Source organism: uncultured Kriegella sp., from assembly GCF_963975415.1.
Taxonomy (GTDB): Bacteria; Bacteroidota; Bacteroidia; order Flavobacteriales; family Flavobacteriaceae; genus Kriegella.
Genome location: NZ_CAXBGN010000001.1, coordinates 361003 through 374592, shown reverse-complemented (window position 1 = coordinate 374592; position 13590 = coordinate 361003). Strand labels below are relative to the sequence as shown.

Here is a 13590-nt window from a genome sequence, read left to right as displayed (position 1 = left end):
TACTTTAAGCAAAACAATACGAAATAAATGATGGACCAAACGAATTCAAAAGAACCTTTGGCTTACTATGTAGGTTTAGACATTGGCGGTACCAAATGTGCCGTAGTCTTGGGAGATGATGATTTCAATATCTATGAAAAAGTATTTTTTGAAACAAAAGTAGCACGTGGTCCTACCGTTATCATAAATGAATTTAAAGCACATATTCATCGAATTTTTGAAAAATACGATCGCGATAAACTGTTGAAAATTGGAATAAGTTGTGGCGGTCCGCTTAATTCGAAAAAAGGATTGATAAAATCACCACCAAATTTACCGGGCTGGGATGATATTCCTATCGTCGATATTCTTGAAAAAGAATTCGGGGTAGGGGTAGCTCTTCAAAATGATGCCAACGCCTGTGCACTTGCGGAATGGATGATGGGGGCGGGGGTAGGAACCGAAAACATGGTCTTCCTGACCTTTGGAACCGGCATGGGGGCGGGACTCATATTGAACGGTAAAATATATTCCGGCACCAATGACCTTGGCGGCGAAGTGGGCCATATCCGTTTGGCCGATGACGGACCTATAGGTTTTGGCAAAGCAGGGTCGTTTGAAGGTTTCTGCAGTGGCGGGGGTATTGCAAGATTGGCCCAAAGTATCGTAACACATAAATTAAAAAACAATATTGCCGTTGGGTTTTGCCCAGTTGCGGAAGACATTGAGGCGATTACTGCCAAATCTGTTTTTACTTCAGCGCTGCAAGGCGATCGGGTAGCTTTGGAAATTGTGAAAATTTCTGCAGCATATCTTGGTAAGGCATTGGCTATACTTATCGATACCTTAAATCCTGAATGTTTTGTAATCGGCAGTATTTATGCGAGAAATGAAGCATTGCTGAAACCGTTGGTGTATGAGGTACTCGAGATAGAGGCCATTCCCGAGGCCCTTGATGTATGTCGCATTTTACCGGCCAAGTTAGGTGATAAAATTGGAGATTATGCGGCGTTGGGTGTAGCCATGCAATAAACCAGGGAACCTGAAAAAAATAAAAATTAATATGAATAACCTTAATGCTGAAAAATATGAAGGCACCTATGAACGTAGATGATATAGCTGAAAATTTAGTGCAGCGATATCCGGCACTTGAAATCTGTAGGAAATCGGTAATAAAGGCTGGTGAAGTATTTGTCGAGTGTTATCAAAACAAGGGTAAACTATTGGTTTGTGGTAACGGTGGCAGCGCTTCCGATTCGGATCATATTGTTGGGGAGTTGATGAAAAGTTTTTCAAAAAAACGTCCGCTTACCACTGAGTTCGGCAAAAAACTTGAAGAAAGTTCAGGAGAAAGAGGAGCGTTATTGGCTTCCAAATTAGAAAGAGGGTTGCCGGCAATTTCATTAAATGCCCACGGTGGTTTGATTTCCGCGATTTCAAATGATATCGGAGGAGATTTCATTTTTGCTCAGCAAGTGTTGGGTTATGGCGAAAAGAATGATGTTTTATTGGCGATCAGTACTTCGGGGAATTCCGTCAATGTTTTAGACGCCTGTATTACTGCAAAGGCTTTGGGTATGAAGGTCGTTGGTTTGCTTGGGGAAACGGGAGGTAAGATCAAGGCGTTATGTGATGTGGCGGTATGCGTCCCTGCTACAAGTACCGCGGCGGTACAAGAGTACCATTTGCCCATTTACCATGCCCTTTGTATTATGGCCGAAGAGACTTTTTTCTAGCACATTGAGTACTAATGCTTCATATAACTGCAATTAAAGAAACGACTTAACAAATGCGCATTTTAAAAATTTCAGGTTCCTTATGCATCATGGTGTTTCTTTTCATGATAAGTTGTAAAGAACAAGTTGCGTCTAAAAACGACATAATGACCGAAAAACAGCTCACCTTCAATGCAAAGACCCATGCTTTGGATAACAATGATAACTTTTCTCCAGACGGACGCTTTTTATGCTATGATACCCGATACATGGTGTTCAATACCAACTTGGCGAATTCAAAATCAGTAGAAAAAGTGTCCTTGGAAACGGGAGAGGAAACAGTATTGTGGCAACCCGAATCTGTTTCAGGAGAAAATGCCGCTCCTGGTGTTGCCGCGGTTTCTTATCATCCAACGGAAAACAAGGTAGTTTTTATTCATGGGCCACAATTGGAAGAGGTTGAAGATAGGGGATATTATGATATAAGAAACCGAAATGGGGCACTTGTTAGCGCCGACGGAAAAGGAGAATTCTCTATTGCCGACTTAAGGGATGTAGCCACCGATAGGCCAACGATCCCGGGAGCGCAACGTGGGGGTACACATCGTCATGAATATTCGAAAAATGGAGAACGTATCGGATTTACCTACGATGACTTTTTACAGCAAGATTACGATCGTACCATTGGCTATATGGAAGCCAATGAAAATGCACCTGAGGGATTTGGCCATTATTTTGCGGTATTATTGAAACCTGCAAAAAAAGGCAAATCAAAACCAGGGGAGATTGAAAAGGCCTATGGTGATTCTTGGGTTGATTCTTTGGGTTCAAAACGCGCTTTTATCGGAAAAGTACGTGCCACGAACGGAATTGATTATGAAACATCCCTTTTTATTGCCGAAATACCGGCTTCAACGGAAATTACTTCTGCCAATTCGGGTGATGCCAATACATATCCGGAGCCTCCGAAAGGTATCTCAATTAAGAGGTTGACACATAGCACAAGCGATGAAGGTATTGTGCGAGGATCATATTCGGGTAAACGAATTGCCTATTTATCCAAAGATGAGAAGGGCGTACTGCAAGTCTTTGTTATTGCTGTTGATGGTTCAGACAAAGCAAATGACCCTGATAAAAGACCGATACAGGTGACAAATTATAGCTCAGATGCCGGTAATGTGCGGTGGCACCCTTCCGATAAATGGTTGTTTTCCATTAGTGATGGAAAAGTTTACGCCAGTTATGTTGGTGGCTCGACCGATTTCGGAAAGTCGATTTTGTTGACTCCCGATGATTTGATCCGGGAGGCATTGGTGGTATCTCCCGATGGAAAAATACTTGCATACAATATCGATATTCCCGATACAACCGAATCACGAATAATTGACGGAAAACAGAGCAATACATTTAAGCAAATATTTATTTTCGAACTCCGTGACGCTCTCATTCCGTAAGCCGAATCAACACAATCTTAAATACTAACAACTTAATTCTACTCTATTGAAAAACGCGACACAAAACAAGAATTTTAGGGGAGCTTTTGCCCTGATGACCACACTTTTTTTTATTTGGGGGGCCATAGTCTCGCTGAACGATATTTTGATTCCGCACTTCAAAGGTTTGTTCGATATGAACTATACGGAGACGATGCTGATACAGTTCTGTTTTTTTGGGGCGTATTTTTTAATGGCGGTTCCGGCCAGTTTGCTTATTGAGCGTATTGGATATAAAAAAGGTATTTCTGCCGGATTGATTACAATTGGTTTGGGAGCACTATTGTTTTTGCCTGCTTCATGGGCTGTTTCGTATCCTTTATTTTTATTCGGATTGTTCACCATGGCCACGGGTAGTGTGATTTTACAGGTAGTAGCGAACCCTTATGTGATTATTTTAGGAAAACCCGAAACCGCTTCAAGTCGATTAAATTTGGCACAAGGCATCAATTCTTTGGCCACAACGCTAGCTCCCTTGGCAGGAGGCTTTTTGATATTGGGCCACTACAATACGCCGAAAGAAGCTGCGGCTGCCGTAGAAGGCCCATATGTCGGTCTGGCGATTTTTGCCTTTTTGATCGCTACCATTTTCTTTTTCTTGAAATTGCCGAAGGTGTTGGAAACCGATGGGGTAAAGGTTAATGGTAATGTATTAAAATTTAGACAATTGCGATTGGGGGCTATTGCTTTGATGCTTTATGTGGGTGCCGAAGTAGCCATTGGAAGTTTTATAGTAAATTTTTTAGGGGAGGAGAATATTGCTGGTTTTGCTGAGAAAAAGGCCGCAACATATATTCCGATTTATTGGGCAGGGCTGATGGTAGGTCGTTTTCTGGGGTCTGCTATTTTACAAAAGGCCAGTTCCCAAAAAGTATTGTTCACTTCGGCCTTGGCCTCTGTTTTACTGCTTGCCGTAACCATACTCACAAATGGCTATGTGGCTATGTGGGCGATGTTGGCCGTTGGTCTGTTTAACTCGATAATGTGGTCCAATATATTTACATTGGCGGTCAGTGGTCTGGGGAAATACACGAATAAAGCTGCCGGTATCTTGGTGATGGCGCCCGTTGGCGGAGCTATTTTGCCACTACTGCAAGGAGTTTTGGCCGATATGCCGTCAATTGGCCTTCATCTCTCCTATATTTTACCACTTTTATGTTACGCGTTTATTATTTATTATGCAGTAAATGGTTATAAACCAGGTGCCAATGAATTGGCGCAGGTCGAAGCGCACAATTAGTGTTCCGCTGAAAAAACAAGAAGCACCTGTTTAAATTTGATTGCCGAATTTAATAGCAAGGTAAAATTTAAACAGGGGCTATTTTTGGTGCTTATGCCATTGTTTCAGTGAGGAATTAAATTATGATATTTCGCAAAATAATACGGCAAAAGATAGAAAGTACCTTCATGTTCCGAGTAGCCGTTTCCTTCTGAATCATGAAGGTCAAAAGCATCTCTGTCTAACCGTACGTGTCCGCGTTCATCAATAGGAAGCGCATAAGAGTCTACGCGCCAACCCATATCGGCCTCCTGAGCCGGAGTAGGGTCGAAAAGTACATCGAGACGATGGGTGTTGTCCATTTCGTATCCGATAAGATCAAGGGGAATACGTTGTAAGGTTTCTTTAATGTACTTGGTGTCAAGACTGCTTTTTCCGTATCGATCAATGACATATTGTGAAAATAAAGGATTCTCTTTGAACAAGGTACTAGGTTTAAAATATCCTTCGTCTACTTTTTTACTAAAGGTATTCGCCAATGCTCCATAAAGTCCATCCCAAAAAGCATTCTTTTGTTTGCTAATGTTCAACCAGGCATATTCTAGGGAAATGCGGTACATCATCAGTAGCTCGGGATCCTTTTCATAATTTATTAAACCATAAAAGCTCATCAATCCCAGGTTATTGTCCCATGGCACAACATTCTCAGGAGGGAAAAACTCTTTGGGGTGCATGGCATTGATATGGTAATTTTCTTCATCACGAAGCATTTTGGCGACCTCATCATATTTGGGGTCTTCGGTAACATGACTGGCTACATTGAGAAAGGATAGCATCATCATAGAATTTAGCCCGCGTTGATCCCATCCCCAAATGGAGTTAAAATAATCGGGGTCAAAGCTGCCCCAACGTGTGGGTTTACCATCGTAATCGACCAATTTAAAGCTATGTCGAATAAGATGATCGGTAACATCGGCAACTACTTGTTTCACGGCCGCCTTCTCTTCTTGGGTTTCGGCGACAAGGTCATAGTAGATGCCATAATAGAAGTAATGTCCCGCCAATTCATCAGAACTGGTATCGCATTTCCACCTGTATTGGCCATCGTCACTTAATGGAAACCGGGGAAAGATATCTTTCCAGAAGGGGTCATTTTTTTGGTGTCTTTTATTGTATTCCTTATTATATTGTTCGTTAACAGGCTCATGCCAATCAACGGGAATGATAACCCGGGCGGGAAACCCTGGTTCGGGAGTAATGTCGACCAACCACTTTACGGCCTTAAAACTTCTATCGGCTATTTCTTTGGCCTCCTTATCTCCTGTGATGGCATATCTAAAAGCTTGAGCCGCTCCGTACATAGAAGTGTATTGGCCATCATTATCCGAAATGGCAAGTTGGTAACTATCAATGTTAAATTGCTCGCGAAGCTGATTTTGACAAATAAATCCCATTCTGGTATGCCTTTCCTCCGTTTGCTGGGTGAAATAAGCTGCTTTTTCCTCATAGGTTATCTCCTTGGAGACAATTTGACCTATACCCTTATCCGTTGCAATCCACGCACTACCATCTTTGGCTACGTCAATATCGTTTACGCGATTGTCAGGTAGCCAACGCCGTGTAGAACGATAGTAGAAATAGTCGTTTTCGGCTCTTATGGCCCCATTTTCAGTGCCGAACCATACTTCACCGCTTGGTCCGGCCGAAGCACAGGTAAATTGGGTATAAGGTACACCTTCTTTGCCTGTGAACAATTGCCATGTGCCATTAGTGTACTTCCCAATACCTTCTTTTGACCCAAACCATAAATTGCCATCTGAATCAATTACTAAGGCCGCCACTTCTTTCAATGCCCAGCTATAGGTTTCGTCGGCAGGCAATACTTGGGTCCATTTCTTTTTCCCGGTTTTCCGGAAGAGACCATTGTCACAACCGATATAGGTAGCGCCCTTATAAGTAGCTTCGGAACGTATTTTTCCCGCTCCCTCAGGTAATTTTTTGAATTTAGATAATGATTGTATCTCAGGGTTTCTTTTTGATTTTATCCATTGCTCACCGTTCCATTTATAGACTTCCCCAGAGGCTATTGCAAAGGGTATATTGTCACTGATTTGTATTTTGTTGATGACCCCAGGGGGTAGTCCCTGTTCGCTACTATGAATAACGGCAACATCTTGTCGAAATTTATCTTGCCCCCAAATTGCTGTAAATGAGGATTGTAGAATGGCTATTGAAATCAGTACAATGGTTCGCATATGGAATCGAATTGAATGGTGTATTTTTTTGCAACCTATGCTGCTGATTACTTATTGGGCGCGCTAATTACTCCTAAATAGCGGCCCATCCAGTAGGGAAGAAGCCAAATGTCTCCTGCCGAATATTCTTCTCCACCATCATTTCCAATTTTATCTAGCCGAAACATATTTCCGTTATGGCGTTGCACCCGTCTTTCGTCGGGAGGTAATACTTCTTTTGTGGTCTGCTCCCTAAAGTTGGGTGCTATGAATTCAATGTCTTTTCTGTGACTGTTTTTTATATCCCAGGTAACCATATCCAATGGGTGTTCTTTAAGGTACCATATCGCCTCCCCAAGGTCAAATTCCGAAGCACCTGTCAATGCTGTCATAATGTTCCAAGCTCCTTCTTTTTCAGGTCTTTCAACTTCCCAATGTTCAAGAATAGATTCTTTGAACTTTGTTTTAAGCGTATCATTAAAAGCGTATTTGTATAATCCCCAATACCCCACAAAATACATTTCGTCATCAGAATGGTTCCACGATTCAGACAACATCTTGCTCCAATCATCTGCGTCGTCAGGGGCAGGGGCTACATCTTTCATAGGCCACATAAGGTTTTCGAGATAACCATGGTTATCCATTAGATCGAAAGCTTTTTCTTTATATTTTTCTTTTCCTGTGAAATGGTAGGCCGTCTGTAACATCCCAATAATATTGGAAGAGTTTATTTTTCGATCGCCTACCATCTTCGGTCTGGCATTTACATACTCAGGATTCCATTTGCCCCAAGTAGTTGGCTTTCCGTCAAAATCAACCATATACATGTCATTCCGAACAATATGGCTCATCAAGGTGTCGATTAAGGTTATGGCACGATTTTTTAAATCATTATCCATCAATTCGGCCATAACCCCGTAGGCAAAAATATGGCCGATGGCTTCATCACTGCTGGTAGTCGATTTCCAGTCCCACTCAGGGTCTTCAGAGTGTTGCCATCGGTCTGGGTCGTGTAATTTGTCAATATAACCACTGCGCTCAAAAGAGCGGGAGGGAAATCCTGGTACCGAATTGATACTGAACAACCGCTCCATTGCTTCCATTGCTTCACGACAGTTTTGGAGTGCATCGGCCGATTTGGTAACCGAATAACGAAAAACCTCACCAGCAAGATACATCGTTGTCCATAGGCCATCATTATCAGAATCTGAAAGTCGGCCCGAATCAATATTTCCATGGTCTAAATCGACCAAAGTCGAATTGAATCCTAAGCGGATATGTCGATTTCGTACTTGTGATTCATAGTATTGGGCTTTGTCGTGAAGCGTCATTTCTTCGAAGACGATTTGGCCAAGACCAGCATCGGTCAATATCAAAACTGAACCATCTATACCTTGGGCAATATGTTTTACGGCATTGCCCGGCAACCAACGCTTTCCATAGTAGTAATCGAATTTGCCATCATCGCGTAATTTAAAGGCACCTTGGGAAGAACCGAACCAAAGTTGACCGTTCACGACAGCAACCGAAGTTATATCATTAGCCGGTAATTTATTTTGAACTTCCCCTATTTTCTTGACTGTTCTTGAATCTATCTCGAAATAACCGTCTAATGTGCCAACAACCAATTTGTCGTCAATAAGGGCAAAAGAAGTTAATTTCTGTTCTTGAGGCGTTGTTTTTAAGGTGTTGGTGGTAGCATCAAAACTCGAAATGCTTTGCGCTCCCAAAACCCAAAATGTTTTTTTTGCGGAATTATAGTTTATCTCTAATATTTGGTCATCGATTTCTTCTTTCCAAGGAGCCTTGTCCTTTGATAGGAACTGTAACGACTTTCCATCACTGATCAAGAAATCGAAATCATCCCCTGCGGCCAATATTTTAGCGTTGGGTAGGTCGTGGGAAAGATAAAGGCTACCTGCCCAAGCATTGCTCAAGACCGCTTTGTCATCTAAATAGACAAATTGATTTTGGTACGTAGTAAAGCCACTTATATTTTTATCGGTAAGCGGACGGTACGTTTTGTCTTTCATCAGAATGCCCGGATACAAAAATTGCCCATCATGGGTGCGTAGCATTCCTTCGGAGGAGTGTACCTGAATAACACCATTTCTATCCATATGGACTTCTGAAAAATCCACATCTGAAGCGTTATACTTTATACTATAATCTTGAATATATGGTACATCTTTATAAACGGGCATTGAAGAAACTACCTCTTTTTCTTCTTTTGGACTGGCACACGATAAAACTAGCAATGAAAATACCCAAACGTAGTACTGGTTTACTTTTCTCATAGAAACATCAAAATTTAGTTAGTTTGTTGATGGGTATATCGACCATTTAGAAAACAGCTTAAAACCCTTTTACAAATTAACTTTTTTTTGACGTTTTTTACTTCCTATATATTGTAAGGTTTACACGGTATATTAACCAAAAAATGCGCTGACAGCATAATTTTAGAACAAAGTGTTAGAATAGTTGAAATATATTATTTTTTAGTTAGGGAAGGAGGCACGTCGGAAACTCCCCATTTTTTATTAGGTCTGGCACCCATTTTAAACTGTAAAGTGCCTCCTTTGGTAATTTCTTCATGGGTTATCCAAGTTCTATTGAATGTTTTTCCGTTCAAGGTTGCCGATTGAATATACTTGTTTTCTTTCGAATTGTTATCGGTACGGATCGTAAACGTCTTATTATTTTCAAGTTTTAGCGTTACTTCTCCGAAAATCGGGCTACCAATGGTATAGGTTGTGCTTCCTGGGGCCATGGGGTAAATTCCCATTGAACTCAGTATATACCAAGAAGAAAGCGAACCCATATCATCATTACCTGGAAGTCCTCCCGGGCCTACCCTGTACATTTCCTCTGTAACCTGTCTGGCTCTATATTGTGTTTTCCAAGGTTCACCGGCATAGTTATATAAGTAAGCAACGTGATGGGAGGGTTGGTTACCCTGCACATATTGGCCTATGGTACCAACGACACCTACATATTTTGGGGGAGAAATAATTGGACTCATCTCGAAAAAAGTATCGAGTTTGTCAATAAATTGTTTTTTGCTGTCAAAGAGATCGATAAGTCCCTGTGGATCGTGTTGTACCGACCAAACATACTGCCAAGCATTTGATTCGGTATAATGGCGATTGGGGCGACGCCCTACCAACAAGGGGTCAAAATACTTGTAGTAGCTGTGGTCACCGACTTTAACGATTTCTTGCTCGTTGGTGCCGAGTTCCGGTAAAAATTGACCATCATATTTTTTTGGTCTCATGAACTTGGTTTTGGGATCCCATACGTTTTTGTAGTTATAGGCTCGCTTGGTAAATAGTTCGTAATCTTTTGTTTTGCCTAGTTCTTTGGCCAATTGGGCTATACACCAATCGTCATAGGCGAGCTCAAGTGTATTCGGTACGGCCTCGGTAACTTTGTCGATAGGCGCGTATCCTTTTTCAAGATAAAAAGTTAAGCCTGACCTGCCCGCTTCGTGTGGAACGGGGGCCTTAGGAAGTTCCAATGCCTTTTTTCGCATGGCTTTGTACAAGAGGTTAATGTCAAAATCACGATAACCTTTCATATAGGCATCTACTATAACGGGGATCAAGTGGTCACCGACCATTGATTCACCATACACATTTAGAAAATGTTGGGCGGGTAACCAACCATAGTTTTCTACCTTGGCAGCAATCGATTTAACATAATCGTTGACATGTTCTGGGGAAATCAGCGTCATCAATGGATGTTGTGTTCGATAGGTATCCCAACAAGAAAATGAACCATAGAAATCAAAACCTTTTGCTTCATGTACCTCTCCGTCAGAACCGAAATATTTTCCGTCAACATCTTGTGAAATGTATTGTGATAGTAATGATCGGTAAAGAGCCGTAGTAAAAATTTGTTTTTGATCTTCGGTGGCTTCGTTCACGGTTATTTTAGAAAGTTCTTTATTCCAGATTTTTTTTGCATTTTCCCTTATGCCATCAAAATCCCAATCCGGTATTTCTTGGTGTAGATTCTTTCTAGCACCTTCAATACTGGTGTACGAAATACCTACTTTGACCAGTACCTCTTCGTTTTCTTCGGTATGGTACTGCACAAAGGCTCCGATTTTATCGCCAACCTCCGCATTCTTATATGGAAAAACACTCCCGTCGGATTCTGGGGTTTTATAACTGGCGTCAAAAGTGCCATAATAGAGAAAAGGTTTGCTGAACTCGGCAACGAAATATACTTTTCCCAGTCCCGCTGCTTTGGCGCCTTCAATGCGATTATTGTCAACTATTTTTAGTTCGGAAAATTCACCTTGGGTCATATCGCCAATTTGATGACCTACATCTAAAATAATACGTGAATTCATCGACTTTGGAAAGGTATAGCGATGAAACCCGGCTCTTTGCGTTGCCGTTAGCTCTGCGGTGACATCATAATCTTTTAATTTTACCGAGTAGTAACCAGGTGAAGCCTTTTCATCTTTATGGTCGAACCGGGAGCGGTATCCCTCATCAGGATTTTCCAACGAACCGGGTACTATCTTTAATTTGGTACTGGTCGTGGGCATCAACAATATTTCGCCGCCATTGACCATGCCAACTCCGCTCCAATGCGTATGGCTGAATCCCATAAGAGAGCTTTCGGAATAAACGTAACCTGCACAGTAGGTCCATCCTTCGGTATTAATATCCGGACTCAAATGTACCAAGGCATTGGGGAGTGATGCTCCCGGAAAAGTATGGCCAAAAAAATCAGTACCAATAAAAGGATCGACATAGTCAACCGGCTCCTTGGTCTGGGAGTGACCGATTTGATAAAAAACAACAACCAAAATCAGGGTGAATGTATAAATTGATTTAAAGGAGTTTTTCATGGATTTTTATTTATTGTTTTCAATTATTATAACGTTTGTAAACCTTTAGACTTTTTTGAATCTTAAAGAATATTGCCTTGGATTACAAATATATACTAGTCTTTTAAATTCAAAAGTTAATATATCATGTAAATGAGATAAAATAGCGGAAACAAAAGGATGGTCTTAAACCCTATATTTGTAAGGAGTCCTTATATTAACGAAACAGTTTCGATGGCATATTCGAAACGCTAGTGAAAAAATTGAGCTAAAATGAAAATAGTAGTACTTGACGGATTTACCCTAAACCCAGGTGATTTGAGTTGGGGAAAGTTGGAAGGTTTAGGAGACTTCACTGTTTACGATAGAACTGAATACAGCAATGAAAAAATTATTGAGACCATAGGCGATGCCGAGATTATTTTTACAAACAAGACGCCATTACCAAGGGAAGTGCTTCAGGCGGCCCCAACTGTGAAATACATTGGCGTATTGGCGACTGGTTTTAATGTGGTCGATGTAAAGGCTGCAAAAGATTTGGGTATTGTAGTCACCAATGTGCCCACCTACGGGACCACCGCAGTAGCGCAAATGACCATGGCATTATTGCTTGAAATGTGCCATCATGTTGGCGAACACAATCGTGCCGTAAAACGTGGTGAATGGGCGGCCAGCAAAGACTTCTGTTTTTGGAACTTTCCATTGATAGAGCTAGAGGGCAAAACTTTGGGGATTATTGGTTTTGGGAGCATCGGTCAAGCTACGGCTAAACTGGCTGAAGCTTTTGGGATGACCATTTTAGCCTCAGGAAGTCGTAGAAGACCCGAATTAGAGACTTCAACAATGCGGTATACCGATTTGGACGAACTGTTGTCGGAGTCGGATGTTATTAGCCTTCATTGCCCATTGACCGAGGATACCAAAGGTATAATTAGCACTCAAAACATAGCTAAAATGAAAGACGGGGTGATGATCATAAACACTTCTAGGGGGCAGCTCGTAATCGAGAAAGACCTTAAAAGTGCATTGGATACGGGAAAAGTAGCTTATGCCGCTGTCGATGTAGCTTCAAGTGAACCTATTGATGGAAATAATGAATTATTAAAGGCTGATAATTGTATAATCACACCGCATATCGCATGGGCACCTAGAGAGTCAAGGGCCAGATTGATGGGGACAGCCATAGAAAACCTAGAAGCTTATTTGGGGGGGCGTCCGATAAATGTTGTGAATGCCTAACGGTGTCTAAAATGTATAATCTCTACTTTTTCGAATACTAAAAAAATGGCAGATACAATTCTTCAGAAGTTAAGAAAAAACAAAAATATATACGGCACTTGTATTTTATCTACTTCACCAATTTGGTCAAAAGCGGTAAAGGGAATAGGGCTTGATTTTGTCTTTATCGATACCGAACACATTCCTATGGATAGAACCGAATTGACATTGCTATGTCAATTGTACGCAGCAATGGGTATTTCACCCGTAGTTCGAATTCCAAGTCCTGATCCATATTTGGCCTGTATGGCAAAAGATTCGGGTGCAATTGGAGTACTAGCGCCCTACATTGAAAATGTGGAACAGGTAAAGGAAATGGTGGGAGCTACAAAATATCGGCCATTAAAGGGAGAGCGATTACAAAATGTCTTGAAGGGGACTGAAACATTGAAACCTGCCCTTGCCACATACCTCAAAACATATAATGAAGGTAGCTTATGCTTGATAAACATTGAAAGTACAGCTGCTTTGGATAATCTGGATGCCCTATTGAATGTTTCCGGTTTAGATGGGGTCATTATTGGTCCGCACGACCTATCGATCAATATGGGGCTGCCCGAGCAATATGGGCATCCAGATTTTGAAAAGGCGGTAAAAGAAATAATCCGCAAAGCCAGAAATAAAGGAATAGCGGCAGGAATACACTTTCCCTCCGATCCCAATCGACAGATAAAATGGATGCAAGAGGGAGCAAACATTGTTTTGCACAGTTCCGATATGTTCCTTTTTGCGCAAAAATTGGAGGAAGATTTGAAAACGATAAAAAACAGCGCTGGGGATGATATCAAACCAGTCGACTATTCTGATTTGACCATTTAAAAACCATAAC

At 41.4% G+C, this 13590-nt stretch carries 9 protein-coding genes; 6 read left to right on the top strand and 3 right to left on the bottom strand.

Translation table 11 applies throughout. The annotated features are described in order from the left end of the window. Positions 1-27 precede the first annotated feature (27 nt). The 4 genes from AACZ88_RS01560 to AACZ88_RS01545 all read left to right on the top strand — a co-directional run bounded on the left by AACZ88_RS01560 (position 28) and on the right by AACZ88_RS01545 (position 4427). Positions 28-1011, top strand: coding sequence for an ROK family protein (locus AACZ88_RS01560; RefSeq protein ID WP_339705182.1), 984 nt, complete (start codon positions 28-30; stop codon positions 1009-1011). Positions 1012-1079: 68 nt separating this feature from the next. Further along, entirely contained in the window at positions 1080-1715 is a 636-nt protein-coding gene (locus AACZ88_RS01555) for an SIS domain-containing protein (RefSeq protein ID WP_339705179.1), read from the top strand. 146 nt (positions 1716-1861) lie between these two features. Continuing rightward, positions 1862-3148, top strand: coding sequence for a DUF3748 domain-containing protein (locus tag AACZ88_RS01550; protein ID WP_339705176.1), 1287 nt, complete (start codon positions 1862-1864; stop codon positions 3146-3148). A 46-nt stretch (positions 3149-3194) separates the two neighbouring features. Further along, positions 3195-4427: a sugar MFS transporter gene (locus AACZ88_RS01545; RefSeq protein ID WP_339705174.1), complete on the top strand. Its 1233-nt coding sequence runs from the start codon at positions 3195-3197 to the stop codon at positions 4425-4427. A 104-nt stretch (positions 4428-4531) separates the two neighbouring features. On the opposite strand, the gene AACZ88_RS01540 is transcribed toward AACZ88_RS01545, so the two are convergent. From AACZ88_RS01540 to AACZ88_RS01530, 3 genes are all read right to left on the bottom strand, one after another. After that, the gene (locus AACZ88_RS01540) at positions 4532-6661 is read right to left on the bottom strand and encodes a hypothetical protein (protein ID WP_339705171.1); all 2130 of its coding nucleotides are present in this window, start codon (positions 6659-6661) and stop codon (positions 4532-4534) included. 47 nt (positions 6662-6708) lie between these two features. Further along, the gene (locus tag AACZ88_RS01535; RefSeq protein WP_339705169.1) at positions 6709-8937 is read right to left on the bottom strand and encodes a hypothetical protein; all 2229 of its coding nucleotides are present in this window, start codon (positions 8935-8937) and stop codon (positions 6709-6711) included. A gap of 194 nt (positions 8938-9131) precedes the next feature. Then, positions 9132-11504: a GH92 family glycosyl hydrolase gene (locus AACZ88_RS01530; RefSeq protein WP_339705166.1), complete on the bottom strand. Its 2373-nt coding sequence runs from the start codon at positions 11502-11504 to the stop codon at positions 9132-9134. 252 nt (positions 11505-11756) lie between these two features. On the opposite strand from AACZ88_RS01530, the gene AACZ88_RS01525 reads away from it, so the two are divergent. Both AACZ88_RS01525 and AACZ88_RS01520 read left to right on the top strand, forming a co-directional pair. Next, positions 11757-12722: a D-2-hydroxyacid dehydrogenase gene (locus tag AACZ88_RS01525; protein WP_339705164.1), complete on the top strand. Its 966-nt coding sequence runs from the start codon at positions 11757-11759 to the stop codon at positions 12720-12722. Positions 12723-12767: 45 nt separating this feature from the next. Beyond that, entirely contained in the window at positions 12768-13580 is an 813-nt protein-coding gene (locus tag AACZ88_RS01520) for an aldolase/citrate lyase family protein (RefSeq protein WP_339705161.1), read from the top strand. Positions 13581-13590: the final 10 nt, after the last annotated feature.

What these genes read in the sequence shown, in the direction of transcription:
- AACZ88_RS01525 (WP_339705164.1), top strand. Translation starts at nt 11,757, where the DNA reads ATGAAAATAGTAGTACTTGACGGATTTACCCTAAACCCAGGTGATTTG.
- AACZ88_RS01530 (WP_339705166.1), bottom strand. Translation starts at nt 11,504, where the DNA reads ATGAAAAACTCCTTTAAATCAATTTATACATTCACCCTGATTTTGGTT.
- AACZ88_RS01550 (WP_339705176.1), top strand. Translation starts at nt 1,862, where the DNA reads ATGACCGAAAAACAGCTCACCTTCAATGCAAAGACCCATGCTTTGGAT.
- AACZ88_RS01560 (WP_339705182.1), top strand. Translation starts at nt 28, where the DNA reads ATGATGGACCAAACGAATTCAAAAGAACCTTTGGCTTACTATGTAGGT.
- AACZ88_RS01555 (WP_339705179.1), top strand. Translation starts at nt 1,080, where the DNA reads ATGAACGTAGATGATATAGCTGAAAATTTAGTGCAGCGATATCCGGCA.
- AACZ88_RS01540 (WP_339705171.1), bottom strand. Translation starts at nt 6,661, where the DNA reads ATGCGAACCATTGTACTGATTTCAATAGCCATTCTACAATCCTCATTT.
- AACZ88_RS01520 (WP_339705161.1), top strand. Translation starts at nt 12,768, where the DNA reads ATGGCAGATACAATTCTTCAGAAGTTAAGAAAAAACAAAAATATATAC.
- AACZ88_RS01535 (WP_339705169.1), bottom strand. Translation starts at nt 8,937, where the DNA reads ATGAGAAAAGTAAACCAGTACTACGTTTGGGTATTTTCATTGCTAGTT.